This window comes from Pseudoalteromonas sp. McH1-7 (genome assembly GCF_013366255.1).
Taxonomy (GTDB): domain Bacteria; phylum Pseudomonadota; class Gammaproteobacteria; order Enterobacterales; family Alteromonadaceae; genus Pseudoalteromonas; species Pseudoalteromonas peptidolytica.
This window is the reverse complement of record NZ_JABWPQ010000019.1, coordinates 69,013-91,677: the sequence shown is the minus strand read 5'-3', so window position 1 is coordinate 91,677 and position 22,665 is coordinate 69,013. Positions and strand designations below refer to the sequence as shown.

Annotated in this window: 23 protein-coding genes; 12 read left to right on the top strand and 11 right to left on the bottom strand. The window is 41.6% G+C overall.

What is annotated here, in order from left to right; translation table 11 throughout:
- The first annotated feature begins 1 nt into the window (after nt 1).
- Both HUZ36_RS14325 and HUZ36_RS14320 read left to right on the top strand, forming a co-directional pair.
- A complete protein-coding gene (locus HUZ36_RS14325) occupies nt 2-325 on the top strand; it encodes a hypothetical protein (protein ID WP_176033203.1) in 324 nt (107 codons plus the stop codon).
- A gap of 140 nt (nt 326-465) precedes the next feature.
- On the top strand, nt 466-861 hold the full coding sequence (locus HUZ36_RS14320) for a hypothetical protein (protein WP_176033202.1): 396 nt from the start codon (nt 466-468) through the stop codon (nt 859-861).
- Nucleotides 862-904: 43 nt separating this feature from the next.
- Here HUZ36_RS14320 and HUZ36_RS14315 read toward each other — a convergent pair whose 3' ends face one another.
- Entirely contained in the window at nt 905-2,797 is a 1,893-nt protein-coding gene (locus HUZ36_RS14315) for a hypothetical protein (RefSeq protein WP_176033201.1), read from the bottom strand.
- Between the two features lie 485 nt (nt 2,798-3,282).
- Here HUZ36_RS14315 and HUZ36_RS14310 point away from each other — a divergent pair, with 485 nt between their 5' ends.
- The 4 genes from HUZ36_RS14310 to HUZ36_RS14295 all read left to right on the top strand — a co-directional run bounded on the left by HUZ36_RS14310 (nt 3,283) and on the right by HUZ36_RS14295 (nt 8,350).
- Nucleotides 3,283-5,058 carry a hypothetical protein gene (locus HUZ36_RS14310; protein ID WP_176033200.1) on the top strand — a complete coding sequence of 592 codons (1,776 nt, stop codon included), beginning with the start codon at nt 3,283-3,285 and terminating at the stop codon, nt 5,056-5,058.
- A complete protein-coding gene (locus HUZ36_RS14305) occupies nt 5,058-5,768 on the top strand; it encodes a hypothetical protein (protein WP_176033199.1) in 711 nt (236 codons plus the stop codon). Before HUZ36_RS14310 ends, HUZ36_RS14305 begins: the two co-directional genes overlap by 1 nt.
- Nucleotides 5,769-5,776: 8 nt before the next feature.
- Nucleotides 5,777-6,907, top strand: a complete 1,131-nt coding sequence (locus tag HUZ36_RS14300; protein WP_176033198.1) for a hypothetical protein — start codon at nt 5,777-5,779, stop codon at nt 6,905-6,907.
- A gap of 81 nt (nt 6,908-6,988) precedes the next feature.
- Entirely contained in the window at nt 6,989-8,350 is a 1,362-nt protein-coding gene (locus tag HUZ36_RS14295) for a hypothetical protein (RefSeq protein ID WP_147388892.1), read from the top strand.
- A gap of 339 nt (nt 8,351-8,689) precedes the next feature.
- Here HUZ36_RS14295 and HUZ36_RS14290 read toward each other — a convergent pair whose 3' ends face one another.
- On the bottom strand, nt 8,690-9,787 hold the full coding sequence (locus tag HUZ36_RS14290) for a hypothetical protein (protein WP_176033197.1): 1,098 nt from the start codon (nt 9,785-9,787) through the stop codon (nt 8,690-8,692).
- Nucleotides 9,788-10,070: 283 nt separating this feature from the next.
- Here HUZ36_RS14290 and HUZ36_RS14285 point away from each other — a divergent pair, with 283 nt between their 5' ends.
- Both HUZ36_RS14285 and HUZ36_RS14280 read left to right on the top strand, forming a co-directional pair.
- A complete protein-coding gene (locus HUZ36_RS14285) occupies nt 10,071-10,430 on the top strand; it encodes a hypothetical protein (RefSeq protein ID WP_176033196.1) in 360 nt (119 codons plus the stop codon).
- A gap of 124 nt (nt 10,431-10,554) precedes the next feature.
- A complete protein-coding gene (locus HUZ36_RS14280; protein ID WP_176033195.1) occupies nt 10,555-13,401 on the top strand; it encodes a DEAD/DEAH box helicase in 2,847 nt (948 codons plus the stop codon).
- A gap of 84 nt (nt 13,402-13,485) precedes the next feature.
- Here the strand turns inward: HUZ36_RS14280 and HUZ36_RS14275 are convergent, their stop codons facing one another.
- Both HUZ36_RS14275 and HUZ36_RS14270 read right to left on the bottom strand, forming a co-directional pair.
- The gene (locus HUZ36_RS14275) at nt 13,486-13,809 is read right to left on the bottom strand and encodes a thioredoxin family protein (protein ID WP_125251935.1); all 324 of its coding nucleotides are present in this window, start codon (nt 13,807-13,809) and stop codon (nt 13,486-13,488) included.
- A gap of 571 nt (nt 13,810-14,380) precedes the next feature.
- Entirely contained in the window at nt 14,381-14,932 is a 552-nt protein-coding gene (locus tag HUZ36_RS14270; protein ID WP_128731803.1) for a hypothetical protein, read from the bottom strand.
- 954 nt (nt 14,933-15,886) lie between these two features.
- On the opposite strand from HUZ36_RS14270, the gene HUZ36_RS14265 reads away from it, so the two are divergent.
- Together HUZ36_RS14265 and HUZ36_RS14260 are read left to right on the top strand one after the other, a co-directional pair.
- Complete coding sequence (locus tag HUZ36_RS14265) at nt 15,887-16,207, top strand: hypothetical protein (RefSeq protein ID WP_176033194.1); 321 nt, start codon at nt 15,887-15,889, stop codon at nt 16,205-16,207.
- Nucleotides 16,208-16,457: 250 nt separating this feature from the next.
- Entirely contained in the window at nt 16,458-16,745 is a 288-nt protein-coding gene (locus HUZ36_RS14260; protein WP_206644500.1) for an HU family DNA-binding protein, read from the top strand.
- A gap of 155 nt (nt 16,746-16,900) precedes the next feature.
- Here the strand turns inward: HUZ36_RS14260 and secB are convergent, their stop codons facing one another.
- Both secB and HUZ36_RS14250 read right to left on the bottom strand, forming a co-directional pair.
- Nucleotides 16,901-17,407, bottom strand: a complete 507-nt coding sequence (gene secB, locus HUZ36_RS14255; RefSeq protein WP_128731802.1) for a protein-export chaperone SecB — start codon at nt 17,405-17,407, stop codon at nt 16,901-16,903.
- A 52-nt stretch (nt 17,408-17,459) separates the two neighbouring features.
- Nucleotides 17,460-17,726: a hypothetical protein gene (locus HUZ36_RS14250; protein ID WP_125251931.1), complete on the bottom strand. Its 267-nt coding sequence runs from the start codon at nt 17,724-17,726 to the stop codon at nt 17,460-17,462.
- Between the two features lie 323 nt (nt 17,727-18,049).
- Here HUZ36_RS14250 and HUZ36_RS14245 point away from each other — a divergent pair, with 323 nt between their 5' ends.
- Together HUZ36_RS14245 and HUZ36_RS14240 are read left to right on the top strand one after the other, a co-directional pair.
- Entirely contained in the window at nt 18,050-18,466 is a 417-nt protein-coding gene (locus HUZ36_RS14245) for a hypothetical protein (protein WP_125251930.1), read from the top strand.
- A 459-nt stretch (nt 18,467-18,925) separates the two neighbouring features.
- On the top strand, nt 18,926-19,348 hold the full coding sequence (locus tag HUZ36_RS14240) for a hypothetical protein (RefSeq protein ID WP_128730220.1): 423 nt from the start codon (nt 18,926-18,928) through the stop codon (nt 19,346-19,348).
- A 479-nt stretch (nt 19,349-19,827) separates the two neighbouring features.
- Here HUZ36_RS14240 and HUZ36_RS14235 read toward each other — a convergent pair whose 3' ends face one another.
- The 5 genes from HUZ36_RS14235 to HUZ36_RS14215 all read right to left on the bottom strand — a co-directional run bounded on the left by HUZ36_RS14235 (nt 19,828) and on the right by HUZ36_RS14215 (nt 22,132).
- The gene (locus HUZ36_RS14235) at nt 19,828-20,370 is read right to left on the bottom strand and encodes a hypothetical protein (RefSeq protein ID WP_128730218.1); all 543 of its coding nucleotides are present in this window, start codon (nt 20,368-20,370) and stop codon (nt 19,828-19,830) included.
- Nucleotides 20,371-20,453: 83 nt separating this feature from the next.
- On the bottom strand, nt 20,454-20,759 hold the full coding sequence (locus tag HUZ36_RS14230) for a hypothetical protein (RefSeq protein ID WP_128730216.1): 306 nt from the start codon (nt 20,757-20,759) through the stop codon (nt 20,454-20,456).
- A 9-nt stretch (nt 20,760-20,768) separates the two neighbouring features.
- Nucleotides 20,769-21,182 (bottom strand): hypothetical protein, encoded by a 414-nt coding sequence (locus HUZ36_RS14225; protein ID WP_176033193.1) that lies wholly within the window; start codon nt 21,180-21,182, stop codon nt 20,769-20,771.
- A 45-nt stretch (nt 21,183-21,227) separates the two neighbouring features.
- Entirely contained in the window at nt 21,228-21,587 is a 360-nt protein-coding gene (locus HUZ36_RS14220) for a hypothetical protein (RefSeq protein WP_128730212.1), read from the bottom strand.
- Entirely contained in the window at nt 21,584-22,132 is a 549-nt protein-coding gene (locus tag HUZ36_RS14215; protein WP_176033192.1) for a glycoside hydrolase family 108 protein, read from the bottom strand. The genes HUZ36_RS14220 and HUZ36_RS14215 overlap by 4 nt, the downstream gene beginning before the upstream one ends.
- Nucleotides 22,133-22,665 lie beyond the last annotated feature (533 nt).

Sequence of the window (22,665 nt, the reverse complement as noted above, 5' to 3'; positions counted from 1 at the left end):
GATGAATACTGATAATTTTTGCACGTCATTTTATCAATATGGCGATAGCATTGGCATGTATCAATCGACATGCTGTGATGTTACTAATATAAGCTTCAATTTACCCCTGGATCAACACAATGACTCGCTAACACAGCTGAAATTGGTAAGTGATTTGTTTAGTCCGCCACAAACCCCTTCTCAAGATAAAGAGCCTGAGTCGTCACTACACTTTACTTATTTTGAAAAAATAGTCGGTTACTGGCAAGGGGACTATCACCATTTTCTATGTGCTACTCAGCTTAATGACCGTAGTAGCGATTTATATTTTTCAGACTATAGCTAAGTAACGATAAGACCAGCTCCGTAGTGTGGGGTACCACTAAACAGCGATTGAGAGGCTAGGAGCTCAGTCAACAAAAAGTGTACTTTATCCACTTTACGTCCAAATATGTGGCGGAATTAGTGTCGTTAATTAGGACTTTTGTGGACATTTTACTAAGTTCCCCTGTTAACTATCGGCAATATGAAGAGCCTAAATTTTGGGTTGAGTCATTACACACGAACTTTGAAACTTTGGCTGCGGCCACTTCCTTGCCTGTTGCAAGTTTGCGAAGAAAAGATAGAGTAAGAAGCCCTAAAGTGCAAAACCGTTTACGTGACATACACGCTATCTTAAACATCGTCTCGCCCTGTGTGAAGCTGTTTTTAGCTGGTAAGACAATGATCTGTTTATCTCTCATAGTGGCCTTTTTGTCGCGTCGATGGGCTAAATCGTCCGGAACCAGAGGTCTTTTTTCAGTAGATCTCGGAGTTGGTAAAATATTGCACTATGCACCAGTAGCTCGCTATTGGAAGTCGATTCAACGCAATTATCGCTAAAACGCCCTGTAAAAAACTTTTATTTATCAAAAAGTTATGTTCACTATAAACCAAGCTGCTTCAGTTTGATGGTATTTGTTTCATGGTCGTTTTTACCATAGACCTTAATCACTACTGCCACGCTATCCATCAGTTTGGTTGCTGCCATGCCATAATCACCGGTTTTATCGAGAACAAAGGTGGCCATAAAATGTCTCAAGGCGTGGGGGTTTATGCCATTTTCAATAAACCGCTCTGGCCAAAGTGCTTTGGCGGTCTTAGCTGTCCACTGTTGGATCACTTTGGCAAGTGCCTTACGTGTGTATGGCGCACCGCGGTCGCGCGTTTTGCTGTCTCTGGTTTGTATAAATACCGCATCACTCATGGTTGGCCAGGCCAATTGCGTCCTTATGGCTGCTAATCGATTTAGCAGTTTGATTGTAAATGGATCTTCTATTTTAGCCTCAACCATAGTGACTTCAAGACTACGGCGATTTTTGAGCCAATTGCGGGGAACTTTTAAATAATATGTGCCTGCATCTTTATACAAAACGGGTGTTTTCGCTTGAGCTGCAAAAGGTGCATCAAGCCATTGCATAGCGCACCAGTTTGAAATGCGTAATGGAGTTTTTATGCTAAGTGATAACCACACTGCCACCTGTAAAGGCAGTAACTGTCGTGCAGGTTCTGTTATTTTATCAGCAAACTCTACCATGGCTTCAATCATTAACTGTAATTCTGCCATACTCTGTGATAAGTCTGCATCCGGCCTATCGAGTAACCAGTGAATATTTCGACTGCCACTGCTTTGCTTATCATGTCGCCTTTCATTGATTTTATGTTTTGTATCTCTGATCCAAGTACCAATTTGTCGATGTAAATATATGGATTGACTCAGCCAGTCGTCGAGGCCATCAAATTGCTCCGTGCTATGGCCATCGTAGAGTATCCAGGTACACTTCGGAGCATGATACCTAGTTAAATAACCTGAGTTTGCCTCACATAGGCCATATAGCGGCGTAAGAAAAGCTAATAGCGTGTTATACACTTCACTTCGAAAACATGCGTGTGTGTAACCCTCAAGGAGTTCAACACAAGTAAGCATGCTAAGATCAAGCTGCTGAACTTCAATATCATGTGAGGTCACAACCCACCGGAAGAAACGTAAGACTTGAGCGCAAAAGTTTTCAGCGCTGCTGTTGATGCCATCAGGGGTTGTTGTCCACCGCCCTGCGCCTTGTAGGGGAAGCGCTTCGCGCTTTCTCATCGCAAAGCTAGCTTGTGAAAGCGGCGGCGCGACTAACTTATTTTTGAAATCTAGCAGGGCGTTAATTTGTAACTGCAAGTGTGCTGGTAAGGGGTCGATTTCGGGTTGTTGTTTTGGTAACGGTACCTTTGGTTTAATGTGCTTGCTTAGCGAGCGCTGCTTATTGATGCGAGCGCACTGTGTGAGCGTGCCCATATCCAATCCAAAGAGCGTTTCTAATTTTGCCAGAGCTACAACATGCTGTGCCCTTGGCTGCGCGTCGTGACTCGTCCAGCGTTTTATTGTCCCAATTGGAATACCACTGTACTCATTGATTAACGTATGTAGTTGTCCTTTGTTTTTTTTAGGCCAATATTTAGCGGCATAGTGCATTAAACGTTGCCCCGTATTGGCTTGTTCATCTAATACGTGTGGATTAATGTGTTGTTTGTATGTGGTTGCCAGTTGAGTGAGGCGGCTGCGATAAGTTGTGATTGAATTTTTAGTAAAGGCATGGGCTTGTAAATGCGCGGACAACCTCGCTTTAAGTGATGCTAAAGTCTTTGCACAGAGGCAGGCTTTGATAATTGTTTGCTCATCAATGAGCATATCATGGCGTAATAGGTTCAAAGTCGATAGCAGATTCAATGCTCTTCGGTCACCCCGTGAGCTGAGTTTGCTTTTGAACGATTGATATTCTTTTAACGCCATGAGAGCAACTTATACTTTTATACAATAATGATAAGTGTAGCTTGGGCTACAATCACTAATCAAGCATAACACACTGCGGCGCAGGTATTTTGTCGACAGATAAGGAGGATTTTACCATTGTACAATAGTTGGGATTTCGCTGTACGTCGTATCCATATTAATAGAAAAGCCGCTTTGAATGTATGGCTCGCATATACATACGGTGACACGTTGCTTGCGTAAATTTAGACTGATACCGAGAGAGAATATAAGGTTGTACAGCTAACCTATGTGCATTGTTTTATTTCATGTATTGTAACTGCCTGCCTTATAGTGCTTTGCGTTCAGCACTAAAATAAAACTAGATTGGAAGCTCTCTTGCAACTTGTTGTACAGCATCAGTCTTGATAAACTAGAACCAACCATTTCATTGTACAATTGTAGTTGTAACTTACCTTGTACAATTATATGAACTAATGAGACGTGAATTTAGGGCGGTACCCTTAGTGAATACTAATCTGTATGACACAAAGCAGGCTGTTGAGTTTGATAAATTAACTGAGTCTTCGACTCATCACCGTGAAGCAAATTTTGCTAAACAGTCATTATTTGGCTTTCAGGCTGCTGTAAAAGAAGAAATAGAACAACGAATTGCTGCAAGTAATACCGATGGCGCAGCAGCATTGGCAATGGTGAGTACCTTTACTAAAGCTGCGAGCACCAAGCGTGACTACAGCCGTACAGTTGAAGAGCTATCCACTTATTACCTCGTTGATGCAATGCACTCACTGATATGTGATGAAGTATTGGTGGCCGACCCCGAGCATGGTTGTATCGTAAATCTCCATAGTAGCAACAAGGATGTTGAAGCTGCTTTGAGCGCGTTACAAAAAGAGATTAATCTTGATCAACTTTGTGAAGATGTGACTCCAGATCTGCTAAAGTATGGCGACTACACACTACGTCTTATTGCTGATGCCAATGGCGTGAGCGAAGTGATCGATGATGTTACACAAAATGATGTAGTGGCATTATATCGTCATGGAATGCCAGCCAAATTCTTAGTTCGAGAACAAGAGCGTATCCGTATCACACCCGCAAATTCTCACCTGCATTTTGCTCTTGGGCGAAATAAACTTCGTGTCGACCTGGGCGATGAATTGGGAGTATCGGTGCGAGATAAGCAGCACCTTGCCACCAAAATGCTACCTAACTATGTGCGAGTGGGTAAACCGCTGCTTTTTGGTGTACAGTCAAAACTAAAGGAGCTTCAACTACTTGAAGCGCTGGTGCCGGCAAGTAAGTTGCATCAATTAAGTACTCGGTCTTTGGTTGGGGTGTCGATCCCAAGCGCCACGGAGCCTAAAGAAGCCTTTAACATCGCCAGACGTTATGAAAGTTTATTGAATCAGAAAACCACGTTTAACGGTGAGGCGCAGTCACTGACAACGGTGGGAGATATTATGGCCACCGCAGGGAAAGCAAAAGTGTTACCTGTGTTTGGTGATAGGGGGACGCTGCAGGGAATGGATGTACCGGACACCGTAAATATTGATGATTTACTCGCGTGTATCCGTGATATTAGAGCAGCAGTATGCGCGTCGATAGGAGTGCCGATTGAATTACTCTTTGGTGGTGAAACCTTACAATCTCAAGGAGAGTTTGAAAAACGTCATACGCGTTACTTACGAAAGGTAAAATCAATTCAAGGTGCCTTGGCAAATGGTTTAAAACAACTTGCAATGACGCACTTAGCGAAAAAAGGCATTCAGTGTTCTGTACAAGAGATCCAAGTTCATTTCAGCCGTCAGGGAGTGGGCTTAGAGGCGCTTGATCAGCTCGAGTCAACAGAACAGGTATTGTTCTCTGTATCAAATTTACTGGCGTTTATGCAGGATCTGGATGATTCGGCACATTTTCAAGATAAAGTTGATTTCAAAGCCGTATTCGAGTGGATCAGGCGTCAATTAAATATGGTTGGTGTGCTAGACCCGTTTTTGGTTACTAGAGAAACCGATGAGCCCCATAGTGTTGTGCTCGATAAACCCGTAAAAAAAGCGGCTTCAGGGGCCAAGAAGCAACCCGTAGAAGCAAAAAAAAATCTCCAGCCTAAACGCAAGCCATTAGAAGCATTGCATATGGATGAAGCTTCGCTAAGGCAGTTAGTAGACACCGCTGTTCAGCAATTATCACAAAGCAAAACAGCAAATAATGCTGAGCCAATACAAAGTGAAACATCAGTGAAACGCGACGCTAGAGTGAAAATGAGTAATGAGAAGTGATGAGGTTTGCAAAGCCTGCTGAGCGGGTACTGTTATTGTGCGAAGTGGGTCAGCTTGACTTGATTGATGAGGATGGGAGGGCGCCAGAACAGATCCCCGAAGATGTTTTGGATGCTTTTATTGAGCGAAGAAATCGCTTAGTTTATGGCGCCAGTGACTTTGCTAGAAGTGAGTGCATAGCGCATGGCTCAGTTGTAAATAATGCGATGCTGATGCGTGTTGCTAGCCGATTTCATGGTCGTACGGCTGGAAAACGAATGCACAAAATTTTGGGACGACATTTAGCTGTTCGGATCTGCGGGCAGGATGAAAAAAGCCTGCTAATTGTTCGGGAGCGTTTGTTAAATGCAGTGTCGTCCCTACGCAGCTTGCTATACACTGGGAATGAGGAGTACCAGACGTTAAGTCACCACATAGAGTGGCAGCAGGTGACGGATATCGCCATCCCAATGCTGCTCAATATTGAGCAGAAATGGTTGCAAATAGACAGCTTATCAACAAAGGGTGAAGCTAACTTACCCTTGCAAGAAGACGAACTATGTATTTTGCTAGCTTTAGTCCATCCGGTTGAGCTAGGAAAAGCGTTCAACAAAGCCAACTGTACAGTGGATGCTGTGCAGTGGTTGCAAGATTCACAGCACCATTTGTACAACAATGATTCTAAGCAAGACATTGTACAACGACTGCGTGAAAAATTAGAGTTTAAATGAGGCAGCGCATGACAGAGCGTACACTATTTATCGACGCGTTCGATACGTCTAATGTGATCTACCAGATCAGTGAAGCGTCTGAACATACACAAGGTTTGCAAGAAACATCACAGGTAGATGGAGTAGGCATATTGGCGCGTGTTGTAGGGCCATTTTTTCTAGTCGATGGTACATCTCGCAATGGCCGTTTTTATACGCGTGAATTATGGCGTACTGCTATCGAGCGCAGCCAAGCTAAAATATCATCAGGAACTATGTTGGGCACAATCGGCCATACGCAGGCACTTGATGATCAGGCTCTATTGGAAGGAAGGGCATCGCATCGGATCTCTAAATTATGGATTGATGAGAAAAACAGCATAGGAATGGGTGAAATCTTAGTGTTAAATACCCCAGCTGGTCGAGTACTGAACGCCTATCTTCGAGGCGGTGTGCAATTTCCTGTATCTAGTCGGGGTTATGGAGGCTATACGCCATACAAACGAGACAATGCCCCGGTGATAGATGAAACCAGCTTTGTACTTGAAACCTTTGATTTCGTGCAAGAGCCAGGTGTTGCTCAAGCTATTCCCTCGTTGGTCGAATCGCTCGATGATGAGGCCACAAAATTACATCAGTCCATTCTTGAGCTGGCCAATACCAGCATTCAAACGAGTGTGGATGAAAAGAATGAGACCCCGTTAAAGACTAACCCCGTTAAGGATACTGTAATGAGTGAGAGTGCATCTACTATTGCGGCTCTAGCGAAACAGAAAAGCCACGTTGAAGAGAGTCTGGCAAAAGCTTATGCCGAACATGCGACACTGCGTAGCAAAAATGATTCGCTAAATGAGCAGGCAAAAACACAGGCTGAGCATATTGAGTTACTGGAACAAACACTGGCGGAAGTTCGCCAGCTCAACTCGAGTATGATGGCGCAGTTAGAAGACTATAAAAAGCTAGGTAGCGTATGTGAAGTTCAAGCAGCGTTAAGCAAAATAGGTGGGCAATACTCGACTGCACGAACACGAGTAGGCTCTTTGTCTGAGCAGTTATATGCAAACTTTTCCGTCAATTATGAAGACAGCGTAGTGCTGTCAGATAGCCAAGATAATACAGGCACAAGTCGATTAAGCTCGTTGTTTGAGTCGACACAGTAATACAGCTTACTCCTAATATGAATGCTCGTTATATCCAACGAGTGCTGTTGATAGTTTTTTATGAATTTTGAGGACATTACCATGTTACAAGAAACCGTAACGGGCCAAGCAATTGAGCGCAAAGCAGATCACTACTTCACGAAATACAAGCCTTTTGTCGAAGCATTAGAAAGAAACTCTTTATTGAGTAAAGTGCGTGCAATTAATACAACGGATGTCTATGCGTTGGGTAAGCAACTTGAAAACTTCCAAGTGTATAAGCGGCTTTGTGAAGAAGATGGCACATTATCTCAGTTGGGTAAGATCCCAGATGTTGCACTGGATGTGCTTACTGTCGCCTACGGTACTTCACCTTTATCTGCTATTGCGTCAATTCAACCAATTGATGAAGAACAAGGCACCATTTACTTCAAGAATATTGTATCCGGCGACTCACAGCTTAACTCAGGTGATTTATTATCAGGTGTGTCTGCAACGTCAAATGTGATGGGTGAAGCACTTGGTCAAACCCAAGCAGGTGAGAGCGACTACAGCTTCTCGCTAAAAAATGCGCCTGTGCAAGTAGGTTCTGTACGTGTTGAAATCGCAGAGTTGAATTTAGTTGCGCAAGACAATGGGTTAGGTCAGTTAATTGGTTTCGATATTCAAGGCACCATTGATTACGTCAATGGTACGGTTACTTTATCGACAAAGCATGCGCCAGAGGCGGAGCATACCATTACCGCTGCATATAGTGGTGATTATGACGCGGCAGATGACATTCCAAAAGTAGGGATGAAGTTTGCATCTAAAACGGTTCAAGCACGTTTATGGGCGTTAAAAGACACGATTGGTTTACAGCAGTCCTATGCTTTACGCCGCCGTTTTGGCATGGTAGCCGAAGATGAAATTGCACAAGACCTCGTCGCTGCCATTAACTCAGAGCAAATGAATACGGCTACGCGCATGTTATTAGCTAAAGCGCAGGGGGAGGTGACATTTAAGAAAAATGCACCCAGTGGTATTAGTTATAATGATCACAAACAAGGGTTTAAAGATGCTATTGCGCAAGCTGAAGCGACTATTTTAAATAATGCAGGCAGAGGCACTATTTCGGCAATGGTTGCGGGACGTAATGTCTGTGCATTGGCAGCAACTTTACCTGGCTTTACTAAGCTTTCTGACGGCGCTGCTGTAGGTCCACACATTTTCGGTATTTTAGATGGTATCTTAATTGTACGTGTGCCTAATCAACAGGTGATGGATGCTGATACGGCAGTCTGTGTTTATAAAGGTAAGTCAAATTTTGAAAGTGCATTGGTTAGCGCGCCTTATATGCCACTTGTTGTTACATCGGCACTTCCGCATGGTGTTAACCCGCTGGTTAACCAAAGAGCGGCTGCAGTATGGTCTGCAATTGATGTGCTTGTACCAAGTTTTATTACCAAGATCCGCTTAGTATAAGCTCGCGATACACATACTTCATAAGGTCGCATGTGTTGCGGCCTTTTTTGTTTTTACGCATTTGCTTTATTTAAGCGAATTTAAAAGTTGGTGAATGAGATAAGAAAATAATGGCGCTAACTAAAAACAAACCCGCACATAGTTGATAAGGCGGGTTGCTCAAATATAATGCAATTTGCGGCAAAAAATCTACATACCTATTATCCAAAATAACCGCATTACTTTAGATAAACCATCATGGTCTGTACCCTGATGTTAACAGTATTTTATGTTTATTATCAATGGTTTTATTGCTAAATATGTAAAAATTACTCTGTATATATTAATGATAAATTTAATCTAAGTTCTGCGCTTAACGGGTTTAAATTCCAATTCACTTAATAGTGCATCAATACGCTTGGCATCTTCTATACTGAGGTTTTCATCGTATTGAGATATTTTAACCATTGAGTCATATGAATTTGCCAGTTCCTCGTCTACAAGACCCATATCACCCATATACAAGAGCATTTTACGAGCATCTGATATTTTAGCTGGTAATGCTGAAGCCGCATATTTTATACCCAGCAAATCTAACACAGCCATGATTTGAGCTTTTGATGCTTGCTCGTTTAAAACCAGCATATGGCGTACTATCCGGATCATTGCACCGTGACCTTTTTCAGCGCGTGCTATTTTACGGATCTTTTTCTTAGTTGTGGTAGGTGTGTACGCTGTGAACTCCGTGTCATTAGACGCTTCGCTGACCGCTGTTTTTTCTTCCACTGTAGTTTGTATTAGCGCATGTTGCTCGGCGGCATCTGTCATTGGCACGTCAACATAGCTTTTAACTATGTAGGCATTTTGAATATCCGAAATCGCATCGGGTGTTAGATCACTGTTGTTACTGAGTGGATCGGTTTCTGTTGGTATTGATTCGTCAACAATATCGATAGGTTTTTCGCGGCTTTGCTGGCCAAACATAGAGGAAAGAAAAGCGTCGGTATCTGGCATTAGAAAGGGGGATGCCTGCTGCGCTAATGTTTTTAATAGCTCCGGTATTGGTAAATCATCTAGAGCAATCAATGTCTCTGACAATGAAGGCAGCGGGTTGTCAATTGTCGCTTGTGCTTTGCTTGGGAATTTCTCAAACTTTTTGTGATATTGGCGGGGCATTTTTTCCCATTGCACCTCGGTATCGAAAACGCTGGAGGCGGATTCTGCCCAAGTTGTGAGTTTATCAAGGTCTTTGCGTTTTTTATCAGACCCCTGTGCTTGTTTTGTTAGCTCGATGATTTGCTCTTCTGAGGTGGCAAACCAAAACGCATAATGAAGCTTAGCGGCAACAAGTAAGGCTGTATCGTTGGGCTTAAGTTGTGAAAGTCCGCTGTGCATTGCGGGTAAGAGGTCGTGAGCTATCGCTAATATCCCGTTAAACTCAGCTGCTGATTGCGTCATGTTGTCACCTTTATGTAAGCATGATGGTTTTTTTAAAGTGAAGGTTGAAGCAAGCCAAAATGACTGCACAACAGTAACTTTCAGTTCATTGTACAATAAAAGTCATTTTAGGCAACTTTTAAAAAAGGAGGTATCGATAAGTGATGATATTTTGTCAAAAATGTTTGAATAACAGCCAATGTGATAGCTTTGTATTCCCTAATGCGTGACATTCTAACACGCTTAGCATACGATTATACAATTCGTGTAATGGTGCGCGGCAGGCTTTTTGAATGGAGCGAGTATGAATTTAGAAAATGCAAATTATATCGTTATGCCCAATACGTCGGCTGTACTCGTTTTGCCTGTAAATGGGGGAGAAACAGCAAGGTTTGTGGAAGTTGAAACAAAAGCTGCTCGCTACTTTTCCAAGGATAACTGGTTGTTTGATGCAGCGTCATTTCTTGAACAACACTCTCTAGCACAAAGGCTTAGTAAATTGGCGACATTCAAGGGCATTGCTACTGAAAAGTTTGAGGGTATATTAGAGAATGTGCTGGCATCAATTATACCAGGAGCTGAAGTTAACTATATGGTTTTTATAGAAAACGAGCATTTGCTTATTGCACATACGGATAGCGTGATCCAAAACCACTTAGTTTAATAGACTTTCTAAATATCTTATAAATACAGGTGATTATTGCATAATCCAGCCTTTAACGGTGCGATAGCCATTACTGTGGGAGCGTTATTTCTCATTGCATAATGAGTAAGTGATCTGAGGTACTATGTTAAATGATATGCTTGACTGGGCCCGAAATCGTTGGGGTTACGTAGGACTGGCATTAGATTCAGACGGGTTTGTCGTCATTAAAACGGTAGATGGCCGATGTGAACGTTGGTTATGTACAGGTATTAATGCGCATTTTGATTTCGTCGAGCAAGCGGTTCAGTTAGTTATATTTGACTCGGTGTCTAATCTCACATATCGAGAGTATCAGGTTGCATGGCGTTCTGAACATGCCGTTCGTTGTCTAGATAGTGCTGCAGACGAGCAAGACAAAGATATTGGCGAATTAGACTATTGCCCAAAATGCTACGCCCACAAAATGGTGCAGTTTTCTCAGGGTCGAGCCATGAAGTTATGTAGTAATTATGCAGTGTGTTCAGGGAAGTCAAAAACCAATGGTAGAATTTATCCACTAGAGCACCTTAATGCTGATCAGCAGCTCTTTTTATTGTCTCATGGCAATGATGATTTAGGTTATCCCGCAGGCGCAATTCGTGCGTCTATGACGCGCAAATTGGGTCTAACTACGGGCGAAGAGTTGTCGCAGTCAACGGTAGGGTTGTCCCTCGTTGAAGATCATGACCTTATCAAAACGTCTGAATTTACTTTACTTAATTACCCGTTTAGTCACTTTAACCGAGTGCAATCGACGCTGCTTAAAAATCAGATACATACGAAAAACGTGAACTTGGTACTGGGCACTGCAACCAGTAGTGGTAAAACGGTGTGTGCCGAGTTATGTATGGCGCATACATTAGCCAAAGGAGAAGTGGTTGTGTATGTGTCTCCGCTTCGCTCATTAACCCAAGAAAAATACGATGACTGGTCACACACATTCGGTGCTCAATACAAGATAGCGATATTGACGGGAGACTACGCCTTATCACCAGATAAAAACGATGAAATAAATCAAGCGGATATCTTGTGTATCACCTCTGAAATGCTGGACTCTCGGACTAGAAAGTATGGCAGTGAGCGTAGTGCTTGGATCGACAGGGTTGGCTTATTGGTGGTTGATGAGTCTCACATTATTGGCACGGAACGTGGCCATGCTGTAGAAGCTGGTTTGATGCGTTTTACTCAGTTTAATCAAGCGAAAGTTCTATTTATGTCTGCTACGATGCCCAATGTGGAGCAGTTTGCACAGTGGCTAAGTGTATTAAATGGTTTGCAAAGTGAGATTATTAATTCTCCTTGGCGGCCAACTCCCCTTACTTGGCATTTTCCGCGCTATGTAGACAATGGTAATTACAAACAAAGTAGAGACAGTCGCATCAATGAAGCGCTCAAGAAAGTGACAGATGCCGAAAAGTCAGATGAGAAATATCTTCTTTTTGTCCATGATAAGGCAACCGGCGCAGAGCTATTAAGAAAGGTCAGGGCGCAGGGTATTGACGCTGAGTTTCATAGTGCCGATTTGAAAGTAAATGTCAGACAACAAATTGAAAAAGAATTTAAAGATCCGCACGGAAAACTACGAGTTTTAGTATCCACCTCAACCCTTGCATGGGGGTGTAATGTGCCAGCACAAAATGTTGTAATTGTGGGCACAACTCGAGGTTTGTCTCCAGTGGAAATAGAAGATATTTTACAAATGGCTGGCCGTGCAGGGCGCAGCCTTCCAGCAGATTACTTTGTTGTTGCTCCTGATGGAAATAGTTACGCCCAGTCTAGTTTGGATAGATTGTCGTTAAGAATATTAGATAGTGTTGCTGAGTTAGATATGTCCACTGCGGGGTCGGTAATAGATATCCGCCACGCAGGTAATCAACAAGATATCAAAGCCGTGAACAATGAAGCGCGCCTTCAGAGAAGAAAGCGTAAAGTGAACATGCGACAGGTCAAAGACCACCAAAAGGTTATCCTGGCTCAAAGCGTCGAAGAAGCCAAGGCGTGGATTGCACACAATGATCCCCAGTATCTAGCACGCTATCATGGGCACTGTTATCTTATTTGTGCGCAGCCAAAAGTTTGGGAACATCGTATACAGCAAGCTAAGCCTGTCCATAGTCAACTGGTCAATGAAGCTACCCTCGGCTTTCATATTCTCGCTGAAGTAGATGCGGGTACGATTCATAATCAACTAGATTTGGTTAACTGGTTTGACCGTTCTTTAGCGAAACTGCAAGGCTTGGTTGAGCAAAAAGTGGTTGAGAGCGTCTTGGGAGATTTACTGCGTACACAGATGCTCAAAGGACATGACGAACAGTACGAAATAACTGAGATTGGCAAAGTTTCATCGCGTTGGTACTACAAGCCAGAGGATGTTTTTCATTGGCATACGGCGTTACGATTTGTAGACCATGCTCAGATTTGGGATAACGATGATGCGTTGGCCTGGGCTATCGCTGGGGCTCCTTCTTATAACACAGACTACATTCAACGTAGTCAGGCGAAGCTAGTCGATGAGTATATGAAGCGTTTGCAACGGGTGGTACCATTTGCGTCGGAAATGGCATTGCCAGCGGATATGGCGACATACCTCAGTGGCAAAACGGTGCAATACCAAAAGATAAACAGTTTTAAATATGACCTTTCACGTGTCTTTCAAGCCTTAAGACAAATCGCTAAAGCCTGTGCTATCTCGCGTCCTGATGGATATTGGCATATGTTAGAAACCCGATTTAGATATGGCACAACGGCTGATTCCGCGAAGCTGCTTTGTGTTGAGGAAGTGGGGGTGATGAATATCCGCAAGCTTGTGAAAGCGGGAATTGTAAGCTTAGACGATTTTATTGATGTAGAGCGACGATCTGAGGTTACACGGATTTTGGGTCATAAAAAGTTAGAGACCGCACTGGCTTCGGCGAGAAAGATCATACGAAGCCAATATGGCGTAGAGTAATGTGCTTGCAAGGAGGCTACGGTTAGTAACGTAGAAGCCTGCACAGATAATGCAGTTTGAAAGTGACACATCAACTGGACTTGCTCAGCGATGGATCTCTTTTGCGATCCGCTGCATCAGTTTTGGTTTGATCACTGCACCAATGTTTTTCTCGATAACATTGCCATTGAGCATAAAGTGCAGAGTTGGTATCACATCAACGCTCGCATTCTTTAACGCATCGCCACATTCGTCAATATTCACTTTCACAATAGTAAGATGTTGCGTCAATGTGTCGGGCAGCGCCTCTAGTGCGAGTCCCAACTGTTTACAAGGGCCACACCAAGGCGCATAGTAGGCAACCAATGTGTAACCTTGATTGATTAGCGTATGGACATTTTCATTCGTTGCATATTGTATGTTACTCATTACAAGCCTCCAATTCAGTCATTAATTTTTGCATATTTGTGGCTGAATTTAATACTCATTATCTTTTAATACTTGCCCAATCTGAAGGCGTTACTTCCAAGAACCTGCTATTGCTGCATAAGTTAACCTTTCCTACAGGAGGCAGAGGCCTTAGCGAGAGCAGGACGCGCAAGCCGTGTTATCGCCAAAACTATATCTGGCTAGATAACCTAAGCTAGGCTCAATAAGTTGTCTTCTCACAGCGGTTACCCTTTACTACTGCGCTAAATTTGTTTGCATTAGGCTATCTATTGATGCACAAATTTGCTTCGTATTAAGACATAACTTATGGCTTGCGTGATATTATGCCTATTGAGCTTAGGTATTTTCGTTGAGTAACCCACTTGTTACCCCGAGTTCAGACTAAATAAATAAAACCACTTCGCGAATATACCTATATTTTAATAAGCAATCTAGTATATGAATAATACAAGCATATTGTACAATATGGGAACTGGATTTTGGTGACTTGAGAAGAGTAAGAAGGTGGGCAAGAGGTTGATATCGTTTCTTGCCCTTAAAAAAGGTTACATTAAACAGCTTCACGAAGACTGATTACGACTTCATCCTTTTCAGAGACAAAATAGAGCTTTTCAGCTTCTTCAGTTAGTGCCGATTTTTCAAAAATAGCTTCGAGTAATGGCAGAAAGTGTGCATTAATGATGTCAGGATCTAGACTTAAAATCATTTCAAAAAGTCCGCCATCGTTTTTGTTTTGTTCATTTGCTTTTTGTAACAGCGCTATCATTGAAGTCATTACTTTTGCTTTAGGAAGTAATTGCTTACAGGAGACTGGTGTTTTGCTTGCGACAAACTTTTTACCCTCAATGGAAGGCTGTGTAGAGGTTTTGAGTAAATCCATAAGTGAAGACTGTGCCTCTTCAATGCGAGCGTCTAACAGGTCACGAGCAGCAGTTAAAGCCCCAACTTGGTCAATAGCCGAGCCAACTTTAGCCTGTCTTAACTTGGCATTATTTCCGCTTACATTTGCAAGTTTGATGGTAGGAGCTTGGGCGATAGCTTTGGCGCTAGCCGAAGAGCCATCGATATTACTTTTCTCGTGCACAACTCTCTTAAATTTCATAAATTAGCCTCACTGTTAGCCCCGATTTGATAACAGCCTAGAAAGATTAAGACTGACAAAAACTAAACTTTAATTTAAAAGTTTTATCATAACTTTTTGATATAGCTCTAAAATATTAATACCAATGCTCATTTAATTAGCAACTAGCTGTGATTTGTACCTAATTCACTAGCGAGTCTTCCTGATACACTATTTATTGCATTTGCATTCGATGTAAATCACTGCAATGCAACCCATTACGCTATATCCTAGACAAATCTATACGTTACGACGCTGACTGTCAAATCAAAATAGTAAATTTTGGCCTCCGAAGTCCTGTTTTGGTGCGCTTTCTCGTTTGCTTGGTTGCAGCAATTGCCCAACATGAAATTATGCTGAATATGTTCGTAAGTATTGAAAATAAAGAATTTGTTGTACAACAATTTTCATTATAAGCAGTGTTGTCGCCGTTGTTCATTTAGTCATTAAAAGTGGTATTTCAGCCAACTGTATTAGATCACTCTTTGATAAATTCAGTTGACTAATCGTAGGTGGTTGATAATTGTACAACTTGCTTGTTGCTTTAAGGTGCCTGTACTATGTTGCAATGTTTCTATTCTTGTTACAATTGATTATTGACAAGGGGGATTAAAGCTTGGATACTCCTGCACACTAATTAGATTTCTTGTAACATGCGGAGTATATTCGTTTCCGATGTACATTAAATGAGACATATAAAGACACCATAAGATTTACGCTAATTGTTACATAGCACATTTGCAATGTGAGAGAGAATAGTAAATGCTCTTACAGCATGTGACTCTGCAATATGATGATTTTAAAGCGTATATTTTAAAGGTGATATAAGTGCTTTAAGTAGACCCAACCGAAAAGCTACTCCTGCTTAAGGAGTGGCTTTTTATTTAAATAACTACAGGCATATAGCTCAAAAATTTAGAATCTAGGATGGTACTTATGGATACGCAGATCCAAAAAATATGCGCTAGCTTGGCGCAGGGAGATCCCGCTTCATTGATAAAAGGACTTGTCATTGGTTATGATGAGCAAGGACAGTTGAGATTATATAATGCTGATATGAGCGCAGAAGAAATTGTAATTGCAGTTGAAATGGCAAAAGCCCGAGCTCTGGGGCTAATATCAAACAAAGAACTACCCAGTGCGGTTGCTAACTGCTTGGCTTCAAGAGAGTTTGTAGGTGAAGAGCACGCTTTTTCATCTTGTGATAGTGCTTGCAGTCAGCGACGTCAACGTCGAACTTCTAATTTAGAAAGCTAGATGTTACTTAGTCGGTTATAAAGTAGGTTTTCGTTTTTGCGCTGCGAGTGTTTAAGCGCACCGTGGTACAATAGAGAAAATCATATAACTGCCCTCTACCAATTTAGTGACGTTAATCTGTTATCGAATCGATAGAATTAAATTGTACAATATCTATCAAATTATAATGCAAATGTGACAATATAATATCTACTACCTCTTCATGATTTGGTTGTTAACTGAGACATGTAGATATTTAGGGGTATTTAAGATGGCAATTTCAAAGACAGAGTTGGCTGATCATGTGGCTGACGCAATGAAAATTAGTAAAACGGACGCTCGTGGTTGTGTGAATGCGGTGATTGATGCGTTTTGTGACGCTCTGCAAGCAGGGCAAGATGTGCGAGTGCAAGGATTTGGAACACTAAAGGTAGTTCAACGCAATGCGCGTTTAGGGAGAAACCCCTCAACAAAAGAGCCTGTTCCTATTGATGCGTGCAACACTGTACAGTTCAAAGTGAGTCAACGACTCAAAGAGCTTCTACCGAATGTAAAATAGTCTATGTTGACAGGCTTTTTGCCTGACTATATGGCGGAATTTATCTTGGCGGTAGCAGGGCGCTGTTATCGGCAAGGTTTTCTCGCTTGAAAGTAGAAAGCTTAACTAAGCTAATTTGAATTAGAAAAGCCGACTGAGCGTCGGCTTTTTACTAGCTAGATGACCTCGACCTCATCGTCAGTGTCGTTTGTTTCACTCCCTTGACTCTCTTGATCTGCGCTTTTTATTGCATCATCAAGTAGTGCATCAAAGTCGACAGGCGCCAGAAGTAGCTGGGGAAAGCCACCATGTAACACTTGAGAGGAAATGTGATTTCGTGCAAACGGATAGAGCTGAGCTGGGCAGTATGACCCTACTAATGCCATGATCTCTGTTTCCTCATAGCCCTCAATTTCAAAGATCCCTGCCTGCTCTACAGTGGTATTAAATAATTGTGTATCACTATTCGTGGCTTTAGCTTTGCACTTCACAGTGAGTACAACCTCATAAGTGGTATCGCTTATCCTATTTGCTTCAGTATTTAAATCAACGCTAATAGAGGGTTTCCACTCATCTAAAAATACAGCCGGTGCATTGGGTGCATCGAAAGTTGATTTTTTATGGTAAATTTTTTGTAGTTCGAATGACTGCTCAACGGCAGTTGTATTGTCTTTATTAGTCATGTCACATGTCTCATTAATTTACACGCAAAATAAATGCGTATTATGGGAAATTTTATATCGCTTGCTCTTCAATATAGATCAATAACAGCATGGCAATCTCTCGTAACGCTGTAAGCTCTTCAGATATAGCAAGTCTGTGCTCTTTTTCAACAAGATCTCGACACAGCGATGGTGCTGTGAGCTCACCTATTACTTGCTCTGCCTCGGCTGTAGCAAGCTCTTGCTTTGCTACTTGTAGCAAGGTAGCTTGGATCGAATCGGCCATCACTTTAGCATAGATTGAACCATGTTTCATCAGAGGTTCGAACTGTTCGTTCATTTTTACTTCCAAACACGGAAGGTGTTTTTTTTTGCTCAAATTCATTATTTTTAGCCAATTTATCTGAGAACGCTAGTACTGAAACCTCAATGCACTACAAGCTCAAAGAATGCGAACTCAAGTTTTTCAAAGGTGATAATAGCGCTACTATATTATTGTACAATTGAAATGTGAAGACATTTAAGTCATCATGCGAATGAGACAAATATAAACTCTACATATTGCTATTTCTTTCTGGCTCACATTATGAAGTGGCTGGTTGCATATCAAGTATGTGTAATAGTTTGATTTTATTGTATTAATGGAGAAATCAAAGAATGAGTATGAATTTACCCCGCTGTCCGTATTGTAGCAATCCTAGCATTGTTGGTGAGATAGCAGGCAAGCTTGCGGCGGTATGTACGCAATGTAATAACGGATATGCTATTGTAGCAGATGACTTCGCTAGCCTGACACAACGAGCGTTTCAAATGGCAACAAAAGGACAAGTTGAACAAGCGATAGGTGTTGTACAACAACACTTAAATAAACATGTTGACGAAAGAAGCTCGGCATTGCGTGAAGCGGAAAATGAACTTCCTGAAGATAAGCGTAAGCTGACAAAAGAGCAGCAAAAGAAGGCTGCAGAATTGGAGTCTCAACGCATTCTTCTTGCAGGGATTTTGCAAGGCGGCCAGCTATACAAAGAGCTGCTAGGAAAAGCACTTGGTATTGTGAAAGAAGAGAATAAAGCCGTCTAATTGGTGGCTGCTTTAGTGCTGGGGTCCCTGGCACTACTCAATATTCCTCCCCGTTATAAGTAAGCATGCTGCTCAAAGGGTGAGCGTCAGCGGATTTATTGGCTTTGCTAAAAACAGTTGCGGCCCAAGCAAATAAACTCTATCCTAATAACACCATGCGGTGTTTTATAGAAATGCGCCGAAAATTAAGTATTTGACATGTGTGTGTTTTGACAAGTATTGCTAGGTTGTTTTGACTTATGCAGTAATACAGCTGCTTCACCTTGCTCTGGGCTCGTACTATTATTCTAGGACAGTGATTTAGGTAATGTCATGATTCAATTAATAAAATAAAAAATTGTCTTGTTTTTTTCTTAGCCCTGATGGGTTTGAAAAGGCGTAAGATAACGGATTTAAAACGCACGAAATAATTGGTTTACGATAACGTAAGCCGAGTAAATGAAACAGGACTTGTATTGTATGTATAATGATATTGCTCCGAGTAAAAGAAGCCCTAACGAGTTGCAAGAACACAATGGGCAGCCGTGTTTTAAAGGAAATACAGTGGCTCCTGAATACCTTACTTCTCTGTTGTCATTCTTCTATGAGTTGGGGGCGCAGCACTCCCGGGAAGAGCAGCGTATTCAGCTTGCCGACTTTAGAAATGAATTAATTATCGCTGAAGATACCATAGAAGAGTTAAGAGTTTCGCTTGATCTGTCGCGTCAACAAAGAGACTCTGCACAAGATTGCCTTGACATAAGCCGTTTATCTATTCAGCAGTCATTACTCATGATGGAGCGTTTACTATTAGAATTAGAAGCGAGGCAAGATCTGGATGAGGCTTATTTTTTCCGTAGAGAATTAAAAAAGATATCTACACATCTGTCTCAACGTATATAGTATTGTACAACTACGCTGTTAAATGAGCATCTGTTATAGTGAAGCGTCATTACGGTATAAACTGGCTCAAATTTTCAAAAGTTTGGAACAGTACATAAGTAAGTGGGATCCTTTTTAAAAAATAAGTCTGACTATCAACTTTTATAAATAAAATATTGATTTGGTTGGTTTTAAATATTCTTTCATCTGATTTTAGATCATAAATTAGTTGCTTAATTTATAGATATGGAACTTACAAAGCGATCCAAATTGAGCTGTTTTAGCTATTTTGAACACTTTCATACAAAAACCAGGTGCTTATAACCGATCTGAATCTGATCTTTGCTAAAGTAAGCTTGCTGCTCGGTACTCAAAAGTAGCCTGATTTTAATGTACAATAAAAATTTCAGTGTACAGATCTGAAGTTGGTCTGCTTAATCTAGCTTTGCTGTCTCTGAAAAAGAGGCCTGATTAGTGGCCTCTTAATGAGTTTCGTTATTTTATCTTTCAGCGATGTAACTAATGCGCACTTTGTCGCCGATTTGAGGCGCTGTTACAAAAGTCGCCTTTTTGGTGGCTTCGTCAATCGTAACCGAGTCTTCAAATACAGCAAGACCATTCACAAATACTTGTGCAGATCCAACCCGAGGTGATTTTGCAATATCAAAAGACACTACTGCACCATCTACTTGAGCGGATAGATCTTCCGCAGAAACAATATCCTGAGCCATGATACGCGATGTATCATCTTCTATGGCCTTAATACGGTTATCTTGTGTGGTTAAAGCTGTCGTTACAGTTGCTGCAAAGTCGGCGTCATTTCCCAGAGCATCAGCTAATTCTTTAAGTGTATCAAGCGCTTCAGGTGCACTATTAATGAGATCAGACACTTTAGAGTCTACGTAGGAAATACTCGCTTTTACGGTACTAAGTGAAGCAATATCATCAGCAAATTTTACTAAGTTTGCTTCAAAGCCTGGGTCGACTAGCTCACGACTAATTGTTGCAGGCATAATTTGTGAGTTTGCGCGTAACTTACTCATTGGATGAGTCTCCTTAATGGGTTAATGTATTTCTCATCTCAAGCTCATACGCGATTCCAGAGACAGCGTTATACTCACTGTTATCAGTTGAGTAATTTGGCTGACAATTGAATTTTATCACCGTCATAAATTGTGACAGCTGGGTCAATCAACAGGATGCTTTTGCTATCTTGTGTAGCGATACTGTATTGACTTTCTTTATCCAAGAGCAAGCCATTCAATGTTACCAAAACATGTTTAGTACTGTCGATTTGTCCGTTTAGTGCAATGTGAATGGGTTGTCCATCAGGCTCGGAAATTGTGTATGACTGCTGAATTTCCGTGCTTGACCCTCCGCTACTGCTTTGATCTGGTTGGTAAAACTGTTGTGAAACTGAAGTGCTGTACATTTTAAGCCCTTACTTTAAAACAGATACTGCATTATCACTATTGGCTGCTACCCACAGTGCGAACGAATCAGTTTCTTCATGAGCATCAGCAAGCTCGATTGATAGTTTAACCTTGACTTCATTGCTACCAACCGGAATAGGAAACCTATATTGACCTGATTGTACAATATTTATCTCCATCGGCACAATGCTGTTATTGACGAGCTGACACATATCGAACGGTGTGTCTTGTGCTATGTTTGGGTCTTGCATAGCGATTTTGATGCGCCCTGTTGCCTGCAAATTTTTTTTATTAAAGTCGACGTACACAAGCAGTTCGCTTTTCCCAAATGTTGGGGTGACAACATGTAGCGTGTGGTCACCAATTTGGTTCGATACTGATTGATACTGTCCATTTTCCTGGGGAATGTTTACTGTGATCATTCTGTCGCTCCACTCTCATTTTCACTGAATTTTGCCGAGCTTCGCTCAGCGCTTGGTTGGGTAAAGTGCCTGTGTAGGATGAGTCCATTCACATGGCATAAGTATTTGCTTTTTACTCAGCCGGATGAGGCTGATGTGGGATGGATATATAATTTCATCTGTTTCAATACAAACGAAGTGAGTGCCATTACGATGCGGCATACACTGATGGAGTACTCGGCCATCAATACATTGAATATCATGTAAAAGTTCTACACAGCTTTCAAAAGCATCACTATGAAAGTTTATCCAGTTAAATAAATAGAATGCGAATGGAGAATGCGTTGCTATTAAATCTTCAAATATCTCCGTAGGATCTTGGGTATCGTAGTGTGTGAGTTTGGCGGTGATATATTGTTGATTCATAAAGCCTCCTCAGCAAAGCCTACCTGTTGTGACAGGTATTGTTGTAGTTTAAATTGACGGCGAAACCAGCCTTTTGCATATTTACCATTGCTCGGTCTACGTGCGATGATCTCGGCATATTGCTTGGCTCTTAAGCTTTGGTACTCAATGAATAAATTGTCTCCTTGGACTCTGTTTGCCTGTTTTAACGCTCTAAGTGTGTTAGGCCCAATAATGCCATCTACATCGGTCTTGATCGCTTGTTGTAATAGTTTTATAGCACTTCTCACCCCCATGTTTACGGCGGTATCAAAAACTAAAACCGCCATTTTTTCAGGCATTAAGTGGGCTTTACAGGCTTCAAAGTAATCTCTTTGGTATATCTCTTTCGCTTGTGCTTTGGTCAGTGCCGCTATATCCAAATTAGGATAGGCATTTTGAGAAATCCCGTATTTTGTTTTACCGCCACTGTCGTCAGGGTCGTCGACAAAGCCACCTTCAAACTCTAAAAGTAAACGAAAGGCTGACTCAAAAACGTGTTGATGCTGCCGTAAGTGATCTGACATGTTAACTCCTTAACCAAACACCGTTAGTACCTTCAATTGAGCTGTTTTGGTATAACGGGCAATACTATACGAATGGCACTTTAAAAAGGCGCCACAACAGGGTCTCAATCACTACTCACTATTAAGTTGTTATCAACTTCAGTCTCTTATATTGTCTATTGTACCTTGAACGGCACATTGAGTGCAGCAAAGAAATTACTTTAAGTGACAGTGAAAATAATGTTAAGGCAATACTGTCACGGCATCGTTGCCTGCTTGATTGTTCGAATTATGTACTGATACTTATCTGTAAGTAAGTACTTCCTCTTTATATTGATATCACTTTTGTTGTTAGCTGGTACTTACATTTGTTTGTGAGTGAATACAAACTTATTGGTTGCTGTTTTTTGTGTTTATAAAAAGTGATTGCATAATCAATTGTTGCACTCACTTTTTATATGGCGTAAGCTATAAGTCATTGTCGTACAGGCGTTCTCGACTCAAAAAGTAAAGTGCGCGCAACTCAATAATCCGCTAAGGAACCGAAAATGAAA

Bases quoted from the DNA above. Each gene is read 5' to 3' on its own strand.
- HUZ36_RS14280 (WP_176033195.1), top strand. From the start codon at position 10,555: ATGTTAAATGATATGCTTGACTGGGCCCGAAATCGTTGGGGTTACGTA.
- HUZ36_RS14220 (WP_128730212.1), bottom strand. From the start codon at position 21,587: ATGAATCAACAATATATCACCGCCAAACTCACACACTACGATACCCAA.
- HUZ36_RS14240 (WP_128730220.1), top strand. From the start codon at position 18,926: ATGTATAATGATATTGCTCCGAGTAAAAGAAGCCCTAACGAGTTGCAA.
- HUZ36_RS14215 (WP_176033192.1), bottom strand. From the start codon at position 22,132: ATGTCAGATCACTTACGGCAGCATCAACACGTTTTTGAGTCAGCCTTT.
- HUZ36_RS14225 (WP_176033193.1), bottom strand. From the start codon at position 21,182: ATGATCACAGTAAACATTCCCCAGGAAAATGGACAGTATCAATCAGTA.
- HUZ36_RS14230 (WP_128730216.1), bottom strand. From the start codon at position 20,759: ATGTACAGCACTTCAGTTTCACAACAGTTTTACCAACCAGATCAAAGC.
- HUZ36_RS14250 (WP_125251931.1), bottom strand. From the start codon at position 17,726: ATGAACGAACAGTTCGAACCTCTGATGAAACATGGTTCAATCTATGCT.
- HUZ36_RS14235 (WP_128730218.1), bottom strand. From the start codon at position 20,370: ATGAGTAAGTTACGCGCAAACTCACAAATTATGCCTGCAACAATTAGT.
- HUZ36_RS14305 (WP_176033199.1), top strand. From the start codon at position 5,058: ATGAGGTTTGCAAAGCCTGCTGAGCGGGTACTGTTATTGTGCGAAGTG.
- secB (WP_128731802.1), bottom strand. From the start codon at position 17,407: ATGACTAATAAAGACAATACAACTGCCGTTGAGCAGTCATTCGAACTA.
- HUZ36_RS14300 (WP_176033198.1), top strand. From the start codon at position 5,777: ATGACAGAGCGTACACTATTTATCGACGCGTTCGATACGTCTAATGTG.
- HUZ36_RS14325 (WP_176033203.1), top strand. From the start codon at position 2: ATGAATACTGATAATTTTTGCACGTCATTTTATCAATATGGCGATAGC.
- HUZ36_RS14275 (WP_125251935.1), bottom strand. From the start codon at position 13,809: ATGAGTAACATACAATATGCAACGAATGAAAATGTCCATACGCTAATC.
- HUZ36_RS14270 (WP_128731803.1), bottom strand. From the start codon at position 14,932: ATGAAATTTAAGAGAGTTGTGCACGAGAAAAGTAATATCGATGGCTCT.
- HUZ36_RS14245 (WP_125251930.1), top strand. From the start codon at position 18,050: ATGAATTTACCCCGCTGTCCGTATTGTAGCAATCCTAGCATTGTTGGT.
- HUZ36_RS14315 (WP_176033201.1), bottom strand. From the start codon at position 2,797: ATGGCGTTAAAAGAATATCAATCGTTCAAAAGCAAACTCAGCTCACGG.
- HUZ36_RS14265 (WP_176033194.1), top strand. From the start codon at position 15,887: ATGGATACGCAGATCCAAAAAATATGCGCTAGCTTGGCGCAGGGAGAT.
- HUZ36_RS14295 (WP_147388892.1), top strand. From the start codon at position 6,989: ATGTTACAAGAAACCGTAACGGGCCAAGCAATTGAGCGCAAAGCAGAT.
- HUZ36_RS14290 (WP_176033197.1), bottom strand. From the start codon at position 9,787: ATGACGCAATCAGCAGCTGAGTTTAACGGGATATTAGCGATAGCTCAC.
- HUZ36_RS14285 (WP_176033196.1), top strand. From the start codon at position 10,071: ATGAATTTAGAAAATGCAAATTATATCGTTATGCCCAATACGTCGGCT.
- HUZ36_RS14260 (WP_206644500.1), top strand. From the start codon at position 16,458: ATGGCAATTTCAAAGACAGAGTTGGCTGATCATGTGGCTGACGCAATG.